We start from the raw sequence: 19176 nt of genomic DNA on the forward strand, positions 1-19176 counted from the left end.
TAAAAAATCCGCAAATGAAAATAATTATCTCGATAGGAATAAAACAACTCAAATAATAGTTTAAGTTATCCACTTTCCTGTACTTTAATAAGTCTCATGTAAAAAAATCAAACACTGTAATCCTTACATATTTGTTATATTGTTTTCTTGCTTTGTAACTTGAATCGAGGGCTTACTCATGTTTAACTTGCTATAATTAAGTCATATAAGAAAGGTGTGTTGATTATGAATGATCATCGAATTTTAAATGCTTTAAGTTACTTTAGTATTCTTTTTGCACCCATTATCGTACCGGTGTTGATTTGGATTTTCGCTAAATCCGAGGAAGTTACACATCATGCCAAAGTTGCTTTATTAACTCATATTATACCAACAATTGCTGGTTTCATTTGCTTCTCTAGTGTATTTATGACTACTTTGGTAAATGGTGGTTTGCTAGCTAATATGTCTCTTTTCGTTACAGGTAGCTTGTTTGTAATTACCTTAATCTCTATTATCGGATTGTTTATTTTTAATATTGTCCGTGGTATTCAAATGTTATGTGCAAAAACAGAAGAAGATATTTGGATTTAAATAAAAATCCGTTATCCTAAATTTTCAGGATAACGGATTTTTTTGTTTTATTTGCTCACTTTTTTTGTTTTTCTTAATAAGAAGATTCCAACTACACTAGCAAATAAACCGGTAAAAATCACGCCATATGGGAATTCATCTCCCGTTGAAGGAAGCTTATTTCCTTTTTCAACCGTTGCTGGTTTTTTGGACGGACTTATAGGTTTAGTTGGTGTTACAGGTTTCGCTTTGGTAACTGGTTTAGTTGGTTTTTTAGGATCAACTATAGTTGGAGTTTCGTTTTTCTCATATACAAAAGTGACTTTCTGATCTATTTCTTTATATATCCCCAGTTTATTCATTGGATCTTTTAGTAATTTATAACCTTTAATTTCTTTTGCTTTAGTTATATATTTATTACCAATAAGACCTGTATGAATCTCTTCGGCTGCTAATTTATTTCCTTTTGTATCAACAAATTCAGCTATTACTTTGCCACTTACAACTGTTTTAATATTTGTTTTTACTACTTGAAGAGCTTCCTTTTGATTAAAAGTGATTTTCACGTCTACTGGAGCAGTATCTAATTCGTATCCTGTTGGCGCTTTATCTCGATTAACTGATAATTACCAGGAGCTAAATTATTTATCTCCAGTTTTCCAGATTCATCAGTGGATAGATTTTCTTGTACATTATTACCCTCATCTATTAATTTGAAAACAGCATTAGCCAGAGGAGCTTTGGTTTGTCCATCTGTTTTAGTTAAAACTACAGAACCAGTCGACATTGTGTTTGTTTTAGTTACTTGTATAGTTTCTACTTGATTAAACTCAATGGTGAATTCTACTGGTGCGTCATCAAGTTCATAACCAGTTGGTGCTTTGGTTTCTACTAACTTGTAATCGCCTGGCGCTAGCCCTGCTACTTCTAGTTTTCCGTCAGCATCAGTTGTTAAGTTTTCTTTCAATTTAGTACCATCAGCAGATTGCAATTCAAATTCTGCTCCAGATAGAGCGGCTTTGGTTTCGCTATCTTCTTTTGTAAGAATTACGCTTCCAGTTTTTGCTGTATTATCTTTGGTTACAACTGTAGCTGCACTTTGATTAAACTCAATAGTAAATTCTACTGGTGTGGCATCAAGAATATAACCAGTTGGTGCTTTAGTTTCTACAAACTTGTAATCGCCTGGTGCCAAATCGTTAACTTCAATTTTACCATCTGCATTAGATTCTAAATGCTCAGCTACTTGTGTGCCATCAGCAGTTTGTAATTCAAATTCTGCTCCGGATAGAGCAGCTTTACTTACACTGTCTTCTTTTACGAGAACCACACTTCCGGTTTGTTTTGTATTTTCGATGGTGACACTTGTCGTTAGTCCATCTGCTCCAATAGTGATTTCTTTCCCATCTTTGTACTCGTCACTAATAGTGTATCCAGTTGGCGCTTCTGTTTCGACAAGTTTATATTTCCCGGATTGAAGACTATCCATAACGATTTTACCTTCTGAATCTGTTGTTGCTTCTTGTCCAGCTTTTTCTCCTTCAAGCGTGTATAGCTGGAATTTAGCACCTGTTAGTTTTTTCGTATTATCTTCTTTATCCACTTTTGTAATTTCAAGTGAACCGACTGTTGCCATTCCGCTTCCACTACCAATGGTAAATGCAGGTGATGCGCTAGCTGTTCTTGATTTGTAAGTCATTGGAAGACTCCCATAATCAGGTGAAGAAGTAGTTGCCGTGTTACTGATTAATCCTGACATCAAACTAACCGTACTATAAGTTACTTTGATTGGCGCAGTTGCTTTATAATCTTTAAATTGTATAGTGAAATTATTATCAGTATAAGTTATATCATAATTTTTTGAGTCAATATCTTCACCAGTTGATTCATTCATTACTTTAAAGCTACTTTTCACTAATTGAGCCCCAGTGGTCCCAGTTTTCATAGTATCAGTGATTGTTGGGTTATTAATCGGACGATCTGGTGAAATGTTGCTAAGTGTTACATTCCAATTAACTTTATTATCGTATGTAGGATCTATAGAAGCTGTTTTTGTCATTGCATTAAAAAGTTTGCTCGCATATGCTCGGTAAGTGTATGATTTTTCATCTGTACCATTATCAGTTATTTTTGCGGTATTTTGAACATAATTATAAAAATACCAATTTTCATTTGGTTTAGTGCTGTATTTAATAAATACTCGAGAGTTCTCTAAATTGGCAAATTCTAAATGTAAATTAGTATCTGTAGCCTCCACTTTGGTTGGATAGTTTTTATCCCCTGTTTTGGCTAGTACTCCAGTGGAATTTAAAGGAACATATAAATTCATCATTTCATTAGATGAGGCCACATTCCGATATTGTAAAGAACCTTCTACATAAGTTAATCCTGTTGGAATAGCATCGTCAAAAATTAGTTTTTCATAGTTTTTCGCCATTGCATTGACTGAAACAATCCAATCAATATTACCGGTTGTTGAATTGTAAGAACCGTATTTTCCGCCATTAGTCATCATGTTTGGATCTGGGGTCATAGATGCAGTTACTTCATCTACATATTTAATTGTTCCACCATCATGGTAAGAAATCGATGCTTTATTATCAATTGTTTTTGTGACATCAGACAAATCAATATTTGTAACAAAATCTACAACAATTTTTTTATTAGTAGAAGCATAATCACCAATAAGTTGTATAAAAAATCCTGCTGGTGTGATGTCTTTATCTATTGTGAAATCTTTTCCTTCTGTGAGTAAAACACTGTTCGTATTATCTGTATAAGCACGGACTGTGTAGCTCTTTAAACTTTTTACCCCTGTGGAAAATTCATCAGTAATATTAAGATTTCCCATAGTGATTCTGTCTGAGTTAGCAGTTATTTTCCATGTCATTGTGTTATTAAAGTAATCAATACTACCTGCTTCTTTTTTTAGTAAATCAGGTTGAATCGCAATCGTTGCGTCAGCTGAAACACCATTTTCATCAGTAATTTCATTTTTAATTTTACGATCACTGAAATCCGTAATTTTCGTGGAATAAGTGATTTCATAGGCGTTTGTATTGGTATTTTTATATGTTAAATTAAAATTCCCATTCGCCGAGATATTGGAAGTTGTCCAGTCACTTGACGCATCACTTCCGACAATTGGAGAGCCATTAGTTGCATTAAAAGTCACTCGTTTAATTTTAAGAGAATCTGCTACATACTCCACATCACTATCCGCAAGAACATCGGTTAGAACAGTTGTAGGGGATATTTCATCTTGATCATAGTTAAAATTTATTGTCCAATCGATACTTTGAGTAGAACCATTGTAACTAGCTTTTTTCACTAGATGTTTATAATTAGTCATCGTCAAGTAAATGTAATCTGATTTACTAGATAATGCTCCCGAATCCCCTACTGTTGTTGCCTGAGTAGACATATAGGAAAGAGAATCACTTGGTTTATTAATTGTGCGGTCATAGGTTACTTGATAGCCTTTCCCAGCTAATCCATTATTTAACGAAACTGTTAATTCAGTTCCAGCGTAAGTTAATGTATAGTCAGTGCCTTCTACAAGCAAACTTTTGGTACCAATAAAAGTTCCGCCAGCACTTACATTACTCGAATATACTTTAATACTATCTCTATCAATGGTCGTTGTTCCACCTGAAGTATAATCAACCAGTTTAAGTTCACCTTTGGCATCTTGCTCTTTTGTTAAATTAAACTTCGCATCCACTTGCCCTTTCGTAGGATTAACTACGCCTGGATTCGCTGTAAGACTCACTGTTGTTGGATAGTTAACAACTGGAATTACTTCTATATGATAAATCGTATCTTTTCCAGCCGTTTTAAAGACTACATCTTGTACTGTTTCTTCTGTTGCTGTAAATACTTTGAAAGCAGTACTTATATTAACGTTATAATCACCTTCTTGAACACCATCTTTTAGAAAAGTGATTGTTAGTTCACGCGTAGTCACATCAAGAGACCATTCCGCTTCTGTTGAAGGTGAAAAATTTCCACTTAAATTTTTATTCCCAAAGTTAAAAGCGTCAGGCAATACAGTTGTAAAAGTATCTCCCGCTTTATAATTCTTGCCCGTGAAAGCAAAATTCATATTTAATACAACACCACTACCATTTTCAATACGATCTGATGTATTTATTTCATCCCCATTACCATCTTTCAGTGTTACGCTATTGAAGATATTTTCAGTAATGACAGATTTCAGATTAGTATTTTGAACTGATTTCCCTGCTGGAACGGTTGTATCTTTTGTTGTGTCTTTCGTTGTGTCTTGTTGAGCTTCTTTTTGAACATCTTTCTTCGTTTCTTCTTTTGCCGAAACCGAAGTAATCACTGTTTCTTTTTCAGTTAATGTTACGGTGTACGCTTTTTCATCTAAAGTATAGCCTGGTGCTGCTGTCTTCTCTTTAACTAAATAATCTCCTGGTGAAAGTGAATCGAGAGTTCCTTCCCCATTTGAATTTATAGCTACATTTTCGACTGCTTCTGTTTCTTTATTCTTCACTTCAAAAGTTGAACCATTAATCTTCTCTTTCGTATCTTTATCTTCTTTTATAATTTTTAAAGTTGCCTTTACATTCTCATCATTTGTTATTGTCGCCAAAACAGGTGAAACATTTTGGAACATTAATAATCCGATAATCGTTGCAATAGCAATCTTTTTCCATTGCTTAAATTTTTTCACTACTTATTGTCCTCCTATAAACTAATTTGCATAACATACATGCCTTGTAAACTTGTACCAACCATTCTTTCACAAAAATATACTTATTAAAAAATGAATCAAAATCAACTAAAATACTATTAAATTTACTTTTTACGCATGATTATAAAAGCACCAGAAAGAAAAATCATTCCTAAAGTAAACCATCTGAATCCTCTTTCTGAATCACCTGTTTGAGGTAGTTTTTTAGTGTTTTTTATTTCATGTGTACCCTCCGATGAATGTATAGAAAAAATACGTTCTTTATCATAAACATAAGTCACAGTTTGTACTGAATCCGAGAATTTCCCTACAGCATTTTTGGGTTTTTTGTATAATTTATATCCTGTTATTTTTTTAGCTGTAGTTGTATAATTTGTATTTAATTTCCCAGTCAATACAACGGAATCAGTTAATTTTTCACCTTTTTTATCTACATAATCGACAATCACCTGTCCATCATTCACTTTTTGATAAATAAAAGTTACTGTTTGCGCTTGTTCATTAAAAGTACCCTTCACATTTGCAGGTGTTTTTACTAAGGTATAATCTTTAATTTCTTTCTGTTTTGCAGTGAATGCTTCTCCGTAATTTCCTGTTAGAATTTCTGATGGAGCGATTTGTTTATTGTTTTGATCCATATGACGAACCGTAACCGGGCCTACACTATCGTTTAGCGCAACACCTACTTGTGCTGGTTCAATGGCTTGAGAATTGTTCACTGTAATTGCAAAAGAATTCCATGCAGCTCGCTTTTCTTTCTTTGTTTTTTGATTTAAAAGAGCTTGATCCACTTGATTTTTCTTTGGTGTTTTTAAATCAAATTGAATCTTCATAGATTGTCCTTTTATCCACTCAGCAGACTCTTTTAATTCTATTTTGAAAGCATGTATTTTTGACCAATCTGTTACTTCGGATGCGTTTAGCCAATCTGCTTCTACTGCATCCACATTGTCAACTAAAGGTGCTGCACCCTGTGGATAAATCGTGTGTTTATCTAAAACACCAGACAGTTTTGGATTTTTAGTTGTACTATAAGTAACATCGACCTTGTTTTTCCATTCATTTGGAACATTTATTTCTTTCGTTAAAGCAAGGTCAAACATACTACCACGTTTGCTGTTATCTGTAATTCCAACGTCGTCCCCACTTGGTAAAACATCTATCAATACCATGTTAGAAACTTTCTTGTCTGATTCATTTTCAAGTGCTAATTGGTAAGATACCATTGAATCCGTTGTGGCATTTGCCATGGAACTATATTGTTTATCTCGATTACCTTTAACCGTCTTACTAATTTTTAAATAGTTATTTGTATTCAAAATGTAATGATTTCCAGCAGTGATTCTAGCTTCCTCAGAGTCGCCATTTTGGTTAATATCATTCGTATCAATTTCTATGCGCGTATCCGATATACTTTCCGTTCCAGTCACTTCTGGAACATTAAAATCCTTATCTTTCAAGAAACCAAACATCTCAACAGTCATATTACTTGGTGCTTCTTTTGATACAATTACATTAATTTTTGCAGACAGTTTCTCCGCAGGTAAAAGTGTCTTTTTATCCCAAACGACTTTCAGCAATTGACGTCCTGAATTTTGATAATTATCCTTCAAAACACTTACTTTAAATCCATTTTGGTCCGTTTTTGCCATTTTCACTCCCGATGGTAAAAGAACACTAGATTCAAAAGGACCTGTAAGCCTTGAAATTGATGCTTTGTTACTTTCTAAATTTACGGTAATGGAATTATCGCCTGTATTAATTAAGTTCCCATCCGTATCATCAAATGTAACTGCTCCTTGGACAAATTTATTTTTCCCAGTTGGTTGCGGAATAATTTGCGCCGTCCGGTCACCAGCATAGTTTTTCCATGCTTCTGGCCAAGGATTTGTATCATTAAAATAATGAACATAGTCTTGGCTATCCGCACCATACATATTAATTTGTGCGCTATTTCTAACTTCGCCTACATAACCATCCTTTACAGTTGTATAAAAAGATAAATGTGCTCCATACATTCCCGCTGGTGCATATGTGAAATGAAGCCACACTTTACTCACATGTTTATCATCTGGAATGCCTAATTCTTTCCGTGTATACATTTTACTTAGTTCGACATTTTCTTTTAGTGTTGTCCATTCTGTATCTCCGTCATATTTCACAAGTAAATTATATTTTGGTGATTTTTTTAATTCAGCCCAACCTGGATAACTATTATTAGGTTTAAAATAAAAATCACCACTACGGAAATATTCCAAATCTAAATTATCATCAATATTGTAGTAAGCATCATAGTACAAAAAATCATACCAAGGTGAATCATTCATTGCCGAGTTTAGCATCAAACTAAAGCCAAGTTTCGCTGTATCATATACTTTTATATCCGGATTCCCGGTTGTCGTGGCAACTCCCCAGTTCGCATCCACTGGTCCCCTATGAGCTGGTGCGTAAACACTTCCAATTGTTGGAGGAATGGTCGATGGGTCGTTTGCTGAAACAGATACAGAAGCATTTGCTTTATCGATAATACTATCACTTAAAGTAATAAAGTTAGTGGTTGCTATCGCTTTATTTTCCACAGTTGTAAAATTCGGTATTGTTGTTTGGAAGAACGTTCTAATTTGGAAAGTTTTGTTAAGTAGACTAGTTGCTTTTTCTTGTTCCAAATATGTAGGTGCTGCTAATTCCCAAGTTAGTTTTTGTCCTTCGATTTTTGTTGGTTCTGGTGTATCGCCTGCTACGCCCAAATAATCCAAATTATCGGCTAATGTATACTCGATAATAATCTTCTTTCCTTCCTCAATAAAAAGGCTACCAGTAGATTTTTTAGGGATATTTAAATTGAACGACCAGATTCCAACGTCCCCTTGACTAGGATTATGATTCACGCTATTTTCTACACTAGTAAAATCATTTGATAAAGCCGTTGTTGCGGTAGCGTTAACACTAGTTTCCGCTTGTTCTGTTACTTTTTCGGATAAGTTATCTGCACTAAATTCACCAGTTACTTCTAATTTTGTTCCATTTGGTGTATAACCATTTTTAGTAGATATTTTGAGAATAACTTTATCAACCACGCCACTATTAAGCGTTGGGTAGGTATAAACAAGCTGGCGACTTGCTTTGTTATAACTTGGAGTCACACCGGCAATCTTTAAATCGTTAAGTGATTGATTAAACTCTCCATTCTTTGGTAAATTAATAACTAACTTAGCATTTTTGTAACTTGTATTTGGCCCTGTGATTTTCAAATAGACATTATAATTAACTGTTTGTCCAGATTCAATCACATCTTTTTGGGCATTAATACTAAAGTCACCAGAATAATTCCCAATCGGAAAAGATCGTGCATTTTTAGTTTTATCTTCCGACGTTTCTTTTAAAGGTTCTGAAGTAGTTTCATTTGAAGTTACTTCTTCAGCATCCTTTTCTATTGTAGTTACTTCTTCCTTGCTTGATTCTTCTCCCTTTTTTCCCTCCGCCCAAACTGAAAATGGAAGGAGTGAAACGATAAGTAAAGTACAAATTAATATAATTACTAATTTTTTCAAAATGATTCACATCCGATCCTCTTTTGTTTACTCAAGATTAATTATTTCATAGGAGGAGATGCCAAAATGTTCTCTGGATACAAAAAAACGGGCATTTTGTTACGAAAATGTGAACTATTTTACGTTTATCGACACATAAGAAGTGTTTATTAACAAAAACAGCTAAAATCATTAAAAAATATAACGATTTTAGCTGTATTATTTATTTTATTCGAATAGATTCACTTTCTACTAATTTAGCACCTTTAACTTCTTCACCAGATTTTAGTAGCTCAGCGATTCGTTTTTTGTCAATCTTAGGTTCTTGCAGTAAAAAGAACGGTTTTAATAAAGCTTCTTCGACTATCTCTACGCTTGCAGGATTTTTCTGTATTTGAATCGTAAAAAGTGTGCTATTTATCTTTCTGATTTCCATACGTTCCATTTCAGTCTGTAAATAATTTTTTAATTTTTGAGCATTATTTTCTAATGCTTGTTTTCGTTTTAACAGTCGTTTCGCCTCTAACCCTATCATTTCTGCATCTGTAGTGAAGCTCTTAATAATTTTAGCGATATTTTCTGCTTTATCATGAAAACCATCTGTGATTGCATCCAAAGTATCCATCACAGCCTCGGTTTTATTTTCTTCTAAAAGTTCTTGAAGTCGTAAATAATTATCGGTTAGTTCATATAATTTCATTGTTTACACCCTTTCTAAAAAAAGAAAAAAGCCCAAAAGTGACTATCATCTTTTGCGCTTCCTCATTTTGCTACTAGTTTTCCCTGAATAACCATACGACCTTTTTCATAATCTTTCTCGGTATCACAAGTAGAAAGTGTAATGATTCGGTCCTTGCTACTTACTTTTACATTTGATTTATAAATAGATTGTTGTTGCACTTTTTCCAAATAATCGTCAAAATCTTGTTTTCCAGGAAAGTCCGTTTCAATATAATAAAAATCAGTCGTCGTTTCATATACAGAAAAAATTTCTACTTTATAATTTGTTAGCCCTGATTCATAAGAAAAAGTCGGATGTGCTTTGAAAAAATCTTTATCCAAGTATTTACGTAAATCGGCAAACATGGAGCCATCTTTCATGTTATGACCATAAATAATCGTATTTTTATCTAGAAATTCATTGGTATTCCGATAATCTTTAAAAATACTACCTGCTCTTGCTTTTTCATTTTTATAATTATGATGCAAATAATAATCATTGTCTGTACTTTGCAAAATCGGATAATCTATTTCAGTATCCGCAATCGTTAACCAACCAGCCATATCTTTATTTAATTTTTGCAGAGATTTAAGTTCATCCCTCACTTCGCCGTTCACATGAGTAGTAGTGACTTCTTTTGTGTAAACAGCTTTTGCATCATCCAATATGGTCCGGTTATGGTTATTTTCATAAAGTTCCGTACCGATTTTCCAACCAGAAAAAAGAAAAACTCCTAACACAAGCACAGTCAAACTCTTCCCCAAAAACGATTTTATTTTCATATTTAACTTTCCTTTCGTCTTTGAGGAATAATATACTTCCCAGTAATTGTGTTACTCAAAACCTCTGCAACTACATCATAAGTTTCTGCAATTAGTTCTTTCGTTAACAATGTTTCTGGTTCTCCTTTTGCTATCACTTCTCCATTTTTCATAACAATCAATTGATCACTATACGTTAATGCTTGGTTTAAATCGTGCAATATCATCACGATAGTCAAATTTTCTTTTTGATTTAGCCGTTTTATCAATTCTAAAATTTCCAGTTGAAAATACATATCGAGAAATGTCGTCGGTTCATCCAAGAGCAAAATCGGTGTGTCTTGAACCAATGCAGTCGCAATAAAAACCCGTTGTCGCTCTCCGCCAGAAAGACTATCAACAAATTTCTCTGCTTTTCCACTCAGCTCGGTTTGTTCCAAAGCCCACTTAACAGCTTGGTCATCCGCTTTCGTTCGAGTCATTCGCCAATTTTTATAAGGAAGCCTGCCAAAATAGAGCAACTCCTTCACTGTCAACTCGTTAGGCAGTATATTATTTTGATGGACAATGGCCACCTGTTGCGCAAATTCTTTCGCTTTCCATTCAAAGATTGATTTTCCTTCTAATAAAACTTCACCAGAACTAGGCGAAAGAAGCCTCGCTAAAATTTCTAACAAAGTAGATTTTCCACTACCATTTGGACCAACAATCGTATTGATTTTATTTTTTTGGATTGTAAATGAGACATTTTTTAAGATTGCATCCGTTCCATTATAGCTAAAACTAACGTCCCTTACTTCCATAAAAATCACCCTTTCGCATTAAAAAGATTAAGAATGGGCCACCGATAATCAGCATAATAACAGAGGCAGGAATTTCCATTTGTTGAAATAACGTTCTACCTAAAGTATCCGCAAATAATAATAAAAGTGCACCAAACAAAATCGAAAATGGAACCAAAATTTGATAGTTTCCGCCAACCAATTTTCTGGCAATATGAGGTACAAGCAAACCAACAAATGCAATAACACCAACTACCGCTGTTGTAATCGAAGCAAGTAGAACTGCAATTAACGCTAAACATATCCGTGTTTTGTTGACCGGAACGCCAAATCCCCTAGCCATTTTATTCTCAAGGCCTAACACATTACACCATTTAGCAAGTAAAAGTGCACAAATAAGTCCAATAGTCACATAGATTAATAGCGTTTCGACATCAGACCATTTTTTCATAGCAAGACTTGCTGCACTACTCGCAGATTGACTAGAAACAAGCGCTACTTGTGAAGATAGTGCATCACTAAGCCCTGTAAAAACCGCATTAATCGCAATACCAATAATAATAAAACGAAGCGGATTAAAGTCTGACCTGTAACTAAATAAAAAAACTAAAAAACAAGCTAGTGCCCCACCAATAAAAGAAAAAAGCGGTAACCAAAAATATAATTCTGGTAAAAATAAAAGGATAACAAAACTAAAGAATTTCGCTCCCGCTGAAATTCCAATCACGCCAGCATCAGCAAGAGGATTCCGCATTACCGCCTGCAATAACAATCCTGAAACCGAAAGCGCCGCCCCAGCGAGTAAAGCAATAATAATCCTTGGAAAGCGTAAATCTATCACGACATCCACCATTTCATTTCCACCACTAAAAACTCCGCTAAGGAAATCTGGTATAGACATCGCCAAACTACCTGCCTGAACTGCCCATAAAATCGTCCCTATCAGCAATATTAAAACAGCGCCAAAATAACTTTTTTGTTTAATTGTCATAAAGCATCTTTTCCATTTCGCGTAGTGCTTCTGGTGCATTCAAACTTGCCGTCATACCAAATAAATTCTCATCTAAATCGTATACCCGATTGTTTTTTACAGCATCAAAATGTTTCCATATATCATTTGTTTTAAATTCCTCATCAAACATTTTAACAACTTCTGCTGGCATCCCATGTGCTGCTCGTAAAATAATATCCGGATTAGCATTTTGTAAGTATTCAGTATTAGAAGCTAAGTATTCTACCTTTTGATTAGTAATAACATTTTCCCCACCAGCACGTTTTACCAAGTCACCAATATAGGCATGTTCCGTCACAACTAAGTAACTTCCTGGAACTCCCATCAGAATGAGCACAGTCGGCTTTTTCTTTTTTGCGACATTCGATTTCACTTTGTCAATCTCACTGGTTAAGTCTCTATTTAATTTACTAGCTTCCTCTTTACGATTAAATTCTGTGCCAAGTTTTTCAATCTCCGCTTGCATCGAATCAATACTAGTAAAGTCTAAAAAGTCCGATTTTAAATGGGCGCCTTCAAAACCCGCCTTTAAGTCCGCTTCTAACGTTTTTGTAGAAAGAACCATGTCTGGCTTTAACATTCGAATGATTTCTAAGTCAGGCCCCATAGGCGACCCAGTTTCCTTTACATCAGCATAACGTTCCGGTAGTTTTTTAGAGCTTGTCGGAATTCCAACAAGTGGTAAATCAAGTTTATCCATAATTTCAGTAATCGCTACCGTAGTTGCTACAATCTTAGGGTCTTTTTCCGATTTCCGTTCCGTCTCCTGAGCTGCTTTTTCATTTCCACAACCAACTAAAAAAACGAATAACACTAAAAATAGGATAACCTTTTTTTTCATCATTAATTCCCCCCTTTAATAAATAAAATCGGTAAAGCGAGTTAAGCAAAGGATAACCCTGACCTAACTCGCTTTTACCAGGTTCATTAACTTAATCTTTTACGTTTTAATCGATAAGCTAAGTAAAGGAAGGAAGCCCCGAATAATGTAATATACCACGCCATACTAGACGAATCATTTGTTTTCGCGTTTTTCTCTGCTTTATTGTTTGTTAATGCTGTTTTTTCAACTGAATTAGTATCATCAAAATCTGGTTTTGCTAATTTTGGACCAGCATTATTACTCTTCCCTACATCACCAGTATTTGAAAGATCATTTTTCACAGGTTCAGTTAAAGTAACATCTTTTCCTGTGATATCTTTCATTGTTGCTGCATTCAATTTTACTTGAACAATATATTCATGATCATAAGAGAAACCTGGCATATCTTCAATTAATACATGTGTTTTTACATCTGTATTAGCAGTACCATCTTTCACTGGATATTTTACTGTTCTTGTATTTTTATTGATATCTCCTGAAACAACTTCCATATCTTTCCACACACCATTTTGTTTAAATTGGAAAGTTTTAATCCAGCTACTATTTGTTAAAGTTAAATAAACATATGGTTGGTTATTTTCTACTTTAATTAAAGCTGGCTTCATCACATAACTTTCCATCATCGAAGTTTCTGTTGTTCCATCTTTGAATACATCAAAATCAATCGAATACGTATGATTGTTTAATAAATTTTTAGGATCTACTACTACTGGCTTGCTTGGTGGTGTTGGTGGTGTTGTCACTGGTGGGTTAGTTGTCCCTGGATCTGGGTCAGGTGTTGTTACTGGTGGTTTTGTTTCTCCCGGATCAACTACAGGTGGCGTTTCGTCCGTACCAGGATACGAGCTTGCTGTAACTGCTTTTGTTGTATCAAAAACATAACGAAAATCTGCTTGACCTTTATACACAGAACCATTGAACGGTGCTTCATAATTAACATGAGCATTAAGAGGTTGATTTAAATCTTCCACTACAAATTCAACAATCCGTGTATTGGCATCTTTATCTTCTGAAACAACTTTCACATCTTGTAAAGCACCTGAAACCTGTGTTTTTAAAGCTGTTACTGTTTTATTATCATTCACCGTCATAGCGACTGTTTTCTTACCATTTTTCACTTTCAACCATGCTGGATTATTAAAATAATTTTGCATACTTGAATTGCTATCATCATTTGCTTTTTTTGCCACAAAAGGAATCGTATAAATTCCATCTGAAAGTGTTACTGGTGTTGTAACGGTTGGTTCTGAAATAACTTTAAAGGTGCTTGGATCAATTGTTAGATCCACTTGGTACCAGTGATCATAATTAATTGCATCTACTTTAATATGCATATAAGAGAAAATAACATCATCTAACGAACTAAGCTTAAATTTCTCAACACGCGTATTGTTTGCTGCATCTGAACTAACGGTTTGAACATCTTGATAACTATCTTGATACACTTCCGCTTGCGCTGGCTTTTCAGGACGAGTTCCATCTTTTGAAACCGCCATTGTTTGCCAGAAATTACTATTTGTAATCGTTAAGTACATATACGGTTGACCATTTTCCACTTTAATAGTTGCAGTATGATCAATATATTTATCTGCTTCTGAAGACTCTTTCGTTGTTTTCCCCGTGTTATCTTTATAAAAATTCACTTGAACCTGATATTCTCCACCATCTTTCAAGCGAGAATCAGCCGCACTGGCAAAGCCTGGTATCAACTGAAAAATAAGCGTTAAAGCTAAAAAAGCTAGCAATCCTTTTTTCCATAATTTCTTCATAATAATCCCCCTTTATTTAAAAATCGCCCGTCTTTTAAGTAAAACTAACCCTGTTCCTGCTGCAACAAAAATAATTCCATATAAAAACATTTGACTAGAATCACTAGATTTGGGATTTGCTACTTTTTCATTCGTATCACTCTTTGTTGCTGGCGTATTTGTATCGTTTTTATCCGAAGATTTTACAGCTGCTGCTAATGATTTAGCCGCTCCTTCGTCAAAACGTAACTTAATTTGATATTCATGATGATAATTTAATCCGTCGTCATCAATATCTACTTTAATTTTTGCACTAACAGGATTACTTAAAGATGATACTGGAAACGATACTTTTCTGGTATCACTCGATGTATTTTTAGAAGCCACATTCACCGCGTTTCCTTCAACCCATAAGCCAGTAATCCACTTACTATGATTCACTTGCAAACTAACAGTATATTTCCCTCCATTTACTGTTACTGTTGCCGGTTTATCAAAATAATCATTCGCCATAGATACTGAATCACTATCTCCTTGAAGTACCGTATAATCAACAGAATACGTCCCATCACTAAGCGCAGCCTGAGCTGTTAAACCAGATGAAAAAAATGAAAAACTGAATAAAACAACAAAAACAGCTGACACTAAAATTTTCTTCATGTATAATTCTCCCTTCTTTAATAAAAACTACTATTTATAAAACCTCCACAATAATTTGTGAAATAAAAATGATGTAATTTCATCCGTTAATTATCATTTTAATTGATAATGATTATCATTGTCAATAGCATTCTGCTTTCTTTCTTTTATAAACACAAAAAAAGCTATGGAAAAATGACTTTTCTCCATAGCTTAATACTTGTTCCATTTACTATATAATCTATTAAATAATAAGTTCCCTTTTAAAGTGAGTGAATAGCGCTTTTCTGTTATATTATTATTTCGCGATAAATAACCATTCTCTTCCAACCAATAAAGAGTTAGTAATACTTCATTTTTAGAATACTTACGAAGATTACCAAAATTGATAACTTCAAATGACATATCATTAATTTTAGTATCTACACTCTTAGCAAAAAGCAGTACTTCATACAATAACTTTTCATTTGCAAATTCCATCTTAAATCCTCCTTTAATCTAAGTTAGCAACTTTATATAACGTAAAAAGCCGTAGCTTAATGCCACGGCTTCTTACAGCGCAATCAAAAGGAGAAATTCACACAATCAAATAAAGGGGGTATTTGTTTGTGATTTATTTCACGGTTATAATATACCATATATACTCATATAATTCAATAGTTCACATATCTTTTTTGAATTTATGTTTTCTCCTACTTAACATAAAACAAAGACTCGAAATCCTTTATAGACTTCGAGACTTTGTTTTAAAATCCCACTTATTTAACTAATTTTTCTAGTTCGTCTAATCTTTGCTCAAAAACTTTTAATGCGTCATTTACTGGGTCTGGAGTTGTCATATCTACTCCTGCTTTTTTCAGAACTTCAATAGGATAATCCGAACTACCAGCTTTCAAGAAATCAATATAAGCTGTTACCGCTTCTTGTCCTTCAAGTAGAATTTTTGCACTTAATGCAGAAGCTGCTGAAAAACCAGTCGCATATTGGAACACGTAATAATTCATATAGAAATGTGGAATCCGAGACCATTCATAACCAATTTCAGTATCATAAACCATATCTTCGCCGTAATATTTCTTATTAATATCAAAATAAGTCTCTGTTAGATAATCAGCAGTCAATGCCGTACCATTTTGATCTGCTTGGTGAATAGCATGCTCAAATTCAGCAAATTGCGTTTGACGGAATACAGTCCCTTTAAATCCGTCTAAATAATGATTTAATAAATAGGCACGGACTTTTGGATCATCATACTTTTTCAAAAGGTAATCTGTCAATAGATTTTCATTCGTCGTAGATGCAACCTCTGCTAAGAAAATAGAATAATCACCATAAACGAAAGGCTGATTTTTTCTTGTATAATAACTATGCACACTATGTCCAAGTTCATGAGCAAGAGTGTAAACATTATTAATATTATCTTGCCAATTCAGTAAAATATATGGACTTGTACTATAAGAACCAGACGAATACGCGCCACTACGTTTACCTTTATTTTCTATTACATCAATCCAACGACTATCAAATGCTTCTTTTAAAATAGATTGGTATTCTTCTCCAAGTGGCTTCAACGCTTCAAGAACCAGTTCTTTGGCTTCATCGTATGTGAATTCCAAGTTAACATCATCTGAAAGCGGCGTATACAAATCATACATATGCAACTCATCTAAACCTAACAGCTCTTTACGTAATTTCACATAGCGATGAAGTAAATTAGCATTAGTGTTCACTGAGTTTAGTAAGGCATCATATACAGTTTCAGGAATATGATTACCTGAAAGTGCTGCTTCACGAGCAGATTTATACCCTCTAGTAGCTGCATAAAAGTTCGATTTTTTCACTTGTCCATTTAAAGTAGAAGCTAATGTATTCTTTAATCCTTCATAAACGGAATATACTCCAAAAAAAGCATCCCGGCGAACACGTGGGTCATTACTCTCTAATAATTTACCATATCGACCATGAGTAATTTCAATCTCTTCACCATTCTCATCTTTAATAGAAGGAAATTTCATATCTGCATTGTTTAACGTATTAAACGTGTTAGAAGAACTCCCAAGAACTTCACCAGCATTGGCTAATAAAGCTTCTTCCTTCTCACTTAAAATATAAGGTCGACTGAGATTCAATTCTTCCAATAAATGTGCATATAATTGCAAGTCTTTATTTTCATTTAAAAATTGCTTTAAAACACTTTCGTCCATAGCTAAAATTTCTGGATCATAATAAGATAATGCCGACATTAATTTTGTTGCTAAACTTCCTGCACGACTATATAAACCTTGATATTTTGCATTAGCAGTATCTTGGTCCATTTTCAAATGTGCATAAACATATAAATTACTAATTAGATCATAAGCTTTATCCCGAAATTGAAGTGCCTCAAAAAGAATTTGACTACTTTCAGCTAAACGACCTTTAAATTGATTACTTTCTTCTGTCATTTTTTGTAAATCAAGAAAAGCTTCTTCAAAAGCCTCATCACTCGGAAAAATAGTTGTTAAATCCCATGTTAATTCTTCTGGTACTTCTTCTCTTAAAGGTAATGCATTAGTTTTACTCAATATTATAACCCCCAACCATAGTCATTTTGTTTTTATTATGAGCCAAAATAACTAAAAAAGCAAAACAGAAGATTATAATTGCTTCATTCGAGTAGTAGTAAATGTCATAATGCGTTTCATCCTGTAACGATTCTCTGGAATGGTAGATAGTACTCCCTCTCTTATTAAATAAGCTAAATATGATTTCCCTAACTTCAAATGTTCATTAGGAGAAAGCCAAATCGTGGGTATTTGATTGACTACTAGTTGAAATTCCTCCAAAAAACTGTGTTCGCTGAAAGTATCTCCTTTTTCTAAACGCTTGAAAAAATGTTCCCACAAATCAAACTGCCACTCAATTGCAGGAGTTTTCACTAAAAATTGTTCTTCAAAATCCAAGCCAATTTCTTTTGGTAAATAGTGTAAATAATAGCCAGCATTATATAATTTTTGCATAAAGGTACTATGCTTTTTAAATTTAGCATAGTAGAAACAAATTTTCTGTCTTTCTAATTCTCTATCTCGTTTTATATAGGCACTACGGTGAATAATTCTTGATAATTTCTGTTTCCATTCATTTAAAGGGAGCTTCATAGAGAGCTTCATTTCACTTGCAAAAAAGCAATTACCTTTTTCAAAAGTTAAATGATAATACAAAGTACATAATTTGCTTTCTACTGAGTAATGCCAAAAATGGTAACCTAGCTTATAATCAGAATCAATAAAAGCTTGTTGAAATGCTGAAAGACAAATCCGTCCTTTTTCTTTTTTTATTTTTTGGCCAAGTATCCAATGTACTTCTAATCCAATTGATAAATAATCCATCGTGCGCTGAATCATTTCATTAATTGGCACAGAGGATCGTTGAAATTCAATTACTCTCTTGTTGTTCATAAAAATATCTGCTTGTCGATTAATCTCTGGAAAATAATGTTCCACTTCGACTGGAATTCCCTGATAACAAAACCACTCCATAATTTGTCTTTTTGCTAATAAGTGTTCTTCACTTTCCCCTTCTGAGGCAAAAGCACATTTAGTAGCTTTCTCATGGGCAAAATGAGGTACCTTAATCACGCCTGCTTTTATCATTACAGGGCTTGCACATGATTTACAGTACAATTTTTCTTCTTGTTTAATTCGTTCTACATTCATCTTTGTAATAGTAAAGGTTTCTCCGCTGTCGTTTCTGGCTGTAAAAATATTCATCATCCTCCTACTCACTCTTTAATAATATTATTCGACAAAATAGATGCTTTTTCCTTCTTTATTTTTAAAATCGCAAAAA

The 19176-nt window shown here is 33.9% G+C and carries 12 protein-coding genes and 1 pseudogene; 1 reads left to right on the forward strand and 12 read right to left on the reverse strand.

The window, feature by feature from the left end; all coding sequences use genetic code 11:
* The first annotated feature begins 225 nt into the window (after positions 1-225).
* Positions 226-573, forward strand: coding sequence for a DUF4870 domain-containing protein (locus tag LWE_RS11165; protein WP_011702947.1), 348 nt, complete (start codon positions 226-228; stop codon positions 571-573).
* A 47-nt stretch (positions 574-620) separates the two neighbouring features.
* On the opposite strand, the pseudogene LWE_RS11170 reads toward LWE_RS11165, so the two are convergent.
* From LWE_RS11170 to LWE_RS11225, 12 genes and pseudogenes are all read right to left on the reverse strand, one after another.
* Positions 621-5194, reverse strand: a pseudogene (locus tag LWE_RS11170) (SpaA isopeptide-forming pilin-related protein).
* 182 nt (positions 5195-5376) lie between these two features.
* Positions 5377-8823, reverse strand: a complete 3447-nt coding sequence (locus LWE_RS11175; protein ID WP_011702950.1) for a MucBP domain-containing protein — start codon at positions 8821-8823, stop codon at positions 5377-5379.
* A gap of 202 nt (positions 8824-9025) precedes the next feature.
* Positions 9026-9502, reverse strand: coding sequence for a siphovirus Gp157 family protein (locus tag LWE_RS11180; protein WP_011702951.1), 477 nt, complete (start codon positions 9500-9502; stop codon positions 9026-9028).
* A 62-nt stretch (positions 9503-9564) separates the two neighbouring features.
* Positions 9565-10305: a class B sortase gene (srtB, locus tag LWE_RS11185; protein WP_011702952.1), complete on the reverse strand. Its 741-nt coding sequence runs from the start codon at positions 10303-10305 to the stop codon at positions 9565-9567.
* A 2-nt stretch (positions 10306-10307) separates the two neighbouring features.
* Positions 10308-11087, reverse strand: a complete 780-nt coding sequence (locus LWE_RS11190) for an ABC transporter ATP-binding protein (protein ID WP_011702953.1) — start codon at positions 11085-11087, stop codon at positions 10308-10310.
* Positions 11068-12057, reverse strand: coding sequence for a FecCD family ABC transporter permease (locus tag LWE_RS11195; RefSeq protein WP_011702954.1), 990 nt, complete (start codon positions 12055-12057; stop codon positions 11068-11070). Before LWE_RS11195 ends, LWE_RS11190 begins: the two co-directional genes overlap by 20 nt.
* Entirely contained in the window at positions 12047-12919 is an 873-nt protein-coding gene (isdE, locus tag LWE_RS11200) for a heme ABC transporter substrate-binding protein IsdE (RefSeq protein WP_011702955.1), read from the reverse strand. Before isdE ends, LWE_RS11195 begins: the two co-directional genes overlap by 11 nt.
* 86 nt (positions 12920-13005) lie before the next feature.
* Positions 13006-14730 carry an NEAT domain-containing protein gene (locus tag LWE_RS11205; protein ID WP_011702956.1) on the reverse strand — a complete coding sequence of 575 codons (1725 nt, stop codon included), beginning with the start codon at positions 14728-14730 and terminating at the stop codon, positions 13006-13008.
* Positions 14731-14742: 12 nt separating this feature from the next.
* Positions 14743-15369: a heme uptake protein IsdC gene (gene isdC, locus LWE_RS11210; protein ID WP_011702957.1), complete on the reverse strand. Its 627-nt coding sequence runs from the start codon at positions 15367-15369 to the stop codon at positions 14743-14745.
* A 192-nt stretch (positions 15370-15561) separates the two neighbouring features.
* Complete coding sequence (locus tag LWE_RS11215; RefSeq protein ID WP_011702958.1) at positions 15562-15828, reverse strand: DUF3116 family protein; 267 nt, start codon at positions 15826-15828, stop codon at positions 15562-15564.
* Between the two features lie 278 nt (positions 15829-16106).
* Complete coding sequence (pepF, locus tag LWE_RS11220) at positions 16107-17912, reverse strand: oligoendopeptidase F (RefSeq protein ID WP_011702959.1); 1806 nt, start codon at positions 17910-17912, stop codon at positions 16107-16109.
* 72 nt (positions 17913-17984) lie between these two features.
* Complete coding sequence (locus LWE_RS11225; RefSeq protein WP_011702960.1) at positions 17985-19100, reverse strand: competence protein CoiA; 1116 nt, start codon at positions 19098-19100, stop codon at positions 17985-17987.
* Positions 19101-19176: the final 76 nt, after the last annotated feature.

Origin of the sequence: Listeria welshimeri serovar 6b str. SLCC5334 (assembly GCF_000060285.1) — a bacterium.
Taxonomy (GTDB): domain Bacteria; phylum Bacillota; class Bacilli; order Lactobacillales; family Listeriaceae; genus Listeria; species Listeria welshimeri.

Excerpts from the sequence above, each read along its gene's own strand:
- LWE_RS11165 (WP_011702947.1), top strand. The coding sequence starts at position 226 with ATGAATGATCATCGAATTTTAAATGCTTTAAGTTACTTTAGTATTCTT.
- LWE_RS11180 (WP_011702951.1), bottom strand. The coding sequence starts at position 9,502 with ATGAAATTATATGAACTAACCGATAATTATTTACGACTTCAAGAACTT.
- srtB (WP_011702952.1), bottom strand. The coding sequence starts at position 10,305 with ATGAAAATAAAATCGTTTTTGGGGAAGAGTTTGACTGTGCTTGTGTTA.
- LWE_RS11190 (WP_011702953.1), bottom strand. The coding sequence starts at position 11,087 with ATGGAAGTAAGGGACGTTAGTTTTAGCTATAATGGAACGGATGCAATC.
- LWE_RS11195 (WP_011702954.1), bottom strand. The coding sequence starts at position 12,057 with ATGACAATTAAACAAAAAAGTTATTTTGGCGCTGTTTTAATATTGCTG.
- isdE (WP_011702955.1), bottom strand. The coding sequence starts at position 12,919 with ATGAAAAAAAAGGTTATCCTATTTTTAGTGTTATTCGTTTTTTTAGTT.
- LWE_RS11205 (WP_011702956.1), bottom strand. The coding sequence starts at position 14,730 with ATGAAGAAATTATGGAAAAAAGGATTGCTAGCTTTTTTAGCTTTAACG.
- isdC (WP_011702957.1), bottom strand. The coding sequence starts at position 15,369 with ATGAAGAAAATTTTAGTGTCAGCTGTTTTTGTTGTTTTATTCAGTTTT.
- LWE_RS11215 (WP_011702958.1), bottom strand. The coding sequence starts at position 15,828 with ATGGAATTTGCAAATGAAAAGTTATTGTATGAAGTACTGCTTTTTGCT.
- LWE_RS11225 (WP_011702960.1), bottom strand. The coding sequence starts at position 19,100 with ATGATGAATATTTTTACAGCCAGAAACGACAGCGGAGAAACCTTTACT.